The sequence below is a fragment of the Rhodopseudomonas sp. BR0C11 genome (assembly GCF_010820945.1).
Taxonomy (GTDB): Bacteria; Pseudomonadota; Alphaproteobacteria; order Rhizobiales; family Xanthobacteraceae; genus Rhodopseudomonas; species Rhodopseudomonas palustris_H.
In genome coordinates, this window is sequence record NZ_QTKI01000555.1 from 1 (window position 1) to 2410 (window position 2410).

At 66.8% G+C, this 2410-nt stretch carries 2 protein-coding genes and 1 pseudogene; all 3 read left to right on the plus strand.

The window, feature by feature from the left end:
• Positions 1-245 precede the first annotated feature (245 nt).
• Positions 246-1841 (plus strand): sensor histidine kinase, encoded by a 1596-nt coding sequence (locus DYI24_RS24995; RefSeq protein WP_107343934.1) that lies wholly within the window; start codon positions 246-248, stop codon positions 1839-1841.
• A 44-nt stretch (positions 1842-1885) separates the two neighbouring features.
• The gene (locus tag DYI24_RS25000; protein WP_107343933.1) at positions 1886-2110 is read left to right on the plus strand and encodes a DUF1289 domain-containing protein; all 225 of its coding nucleotides are present in this window, start codon (positions 1886-1888) and stop codon (positions 2108-2110) included.
• Positions 2111-2132: 22 nt separating this feature from the next.
• Positions 2133-2410: pseudogene (locus DYI24_RS25005) on the plus strand (TIGR02281 family clan AA aspartic protease); the annotation flags it as partial.

Genomic DNA, 2410 nt, shown 5'->3' on the forward strand with positions numbered 1-2410 from the left:
CCTTCTACGCCGAGGTCGAGAAGATGGGCGGCCGGCGCTGGGACACCTCCAGCCTGCTGGCGCGACTGGAGCGCTGAGCCAACGCGGAACAGGGCTGCAATCGCGGTTTTCACGGCTCGTTCACCGCGATTGTTAGCCAGCTGTTAACCGGAATAATTTTCCCTCTAAGGCTGCTCTTAAGGATTTGTGGCCAGATATAGGCTGGGGAAACCGCGCGCGTTCTCGCGCAGGATTTGTGTTGGTTGATGAGTGAGTCCGCCGAAAAGCCTGAAGTCTTCCAGCTTCCGGCTGAGCCTCCGGTGGCCGCGCCGGCGCGCAACCGGCGCGCGGCGGCACAGCGGGTGCGCGAGGCGCGCGACCGCCTGACCTCGACCAGCGGCACCCGCCCCGCCTTCGACCACGAACTGGTCCGGCAATATGCCGAGACCCGGCTGTCCGCCTCCTACGTGGTGATGCTGCTGGTGGTCGTCACCGGCGTGCTGTTCGGGATCTGGATGGACCCGCTGCCGGCGGGTGCCTGGACGGTGGCGATGCTCAGCATCCACGCCGTGGTGATCCGCAACTGCAACCGCTTCCTCCAGGAGCCGGCCTCGGTGCCGCGCACCCGCACCTGGCGGCGACGCTTTATCCTGCTCGACCTGCTGTACGGCCTGGCGTGGACCGCGATCCTGATCCACCCGACCGAACTCAACGTCGTCTCCAGCACGCTCCTGATGTTCCTGATGCTGCTGGTGGTGGCGGTGTCGTCGATGCTGGCCGCGAGCCTGCCGATCGCCGCGCTGGCCGCGACGATGCCGGTGACCGCCGCGATCGCGGTCAACTTCGCGCTGAGCGGATCGTTCGACAAATACGTGCTGGCGGCGCTGACCGTCGCGGCGGAAGGCTACTTCGCCCTGCTCGCCCACCGGCTGCACTCGACCACGCTGGCGACGCTGCAGGCGCGCGCCGAGAAGGACGTGCTGATCGCGGAGCTCGAACAATCCAAGGCGATCTCCGACGAGGCCCGCCATCGCGCCGAAGCCGCCAACGTCGCCAAGTCGCGCTTTCTGGCGCAGATGAGCCACGAGCTGCGCACGCCGCTCAACGCCATTCTGGGCTTTTCGGAAGTGATGAAGAGCGAGATCTTTGGCGCCCATGCGGTGCCGGCCTACAAGGACTACTCGGCCGACATCCACAATTCCGGCGTCCACCTGCTCAACCTGATCAACGAGATCCTCGACCTGTCGCGGATCGAAGCGGGCCGTTACGAGCTGAACGAGGAAGCGATCTCGCTGGTGCATGTGGTGACCGATTGTCATCACCTGCTCAAGCTGCGCGCGTCCAGCCGCGGCATCACCATCCACGAAGTGTTCGAACAGGGCATGCCGCGGATCTGGGGCGACGAGCGCGCGGTACGCCAGGTGGTGCTCAACCTGTTGTCGAATGCGATCAAGTTCACCCCGCAGGGCGGCGAGATCTGGCTGAAGGCCGGCTGGACGGCATCCGGCGGCCAGTATCTCAGCGTCAAGGACACCGGCTCCGGCATTCCCGAGGAGGAGATCCCGATCGTGCTGGCCTCGTTCGGCCAGGGTTCCAACTCGATCAAATCCGCCGAACAGGGCGCCGGCCTCGGCCTGCCGATCGCCAAGAGCCTGATCGACATGCACGGCGGCACCTTCACGCTGAAATCCAAACTGCGGATCGGCACCGAAGTGATCGTCACCTTCCCGCCCGAGCGGGTGATGTCGGCACTGGCGCCGCTCGCCGACGAGGCGCCGCCGCTGCAGCCGGACTCGGTCACCACCTCCGAGACCGCCCGCGCGCGCCGGCAGCCGATCATGAACGCCGGCACCGGATTGTAAGATCGGGACTTGCGGGAGGCGACCAATGTCAGCCACCATCCGACATGAGCATCGAAACGCCCTGCATCGCGGTCTGCATGATCAATCCGCAGACCAACCTCTGCTACGGCTGTGGCCGCACCATGCCGGAGATCGCGCGCTGGCCGCGGATGGCCAGCGCCGAACGGCTCGCCATCATGGCCGGCCTGCCGCAGCGGATGGCCGACGCCGGCATGGATGTGCCGCAGCCACGCCGGCGCCGCGCCTCGGCGACGGACACGCCCGCCTAGCGCGCGCTCTCTCGGGTGCGTCATGAGCCGCATTCTGCTCGTGCTCATGGTGCTGATCGGGACCGCTGGCGCGGTGGTCGCCTATGGCGACCCGAAGCGGATTTCCGCGGCCGGTGATGCGATGTCGACGATGCTGAAGAAGCGCGTCGCTGCCGCCACCGCGGCGGCCGAAGCCGCCAGTTCGCGCATGGTCGAAATCCCGCGCGGCACCGGCGGCGAGTTCGCGGTCAGCGCCAAGGTCAACGGCGTGCCGGCGCCGATGGTGATCGACACCGGTGCAACCTCGGTGGTGCTCACTTA

Excerpts from the sequence above, each read along its gene's own strand:
- DYI24_RS25000 (WP_107343933.1), top strand. The coding sequence starts at position 1,886 with ATGAGCATCGAAACGCCCTGCATCGCGGTCTGCATGATCAATCCGCAG.
- DYI24_RS24995 (WP_107343934.1), top strand. The coding sequence starts at position 246 with ATGAGTGAGTCCGCCGAAAAGCCTGAAGTCTTCCAGCTTCCGGCTGAG.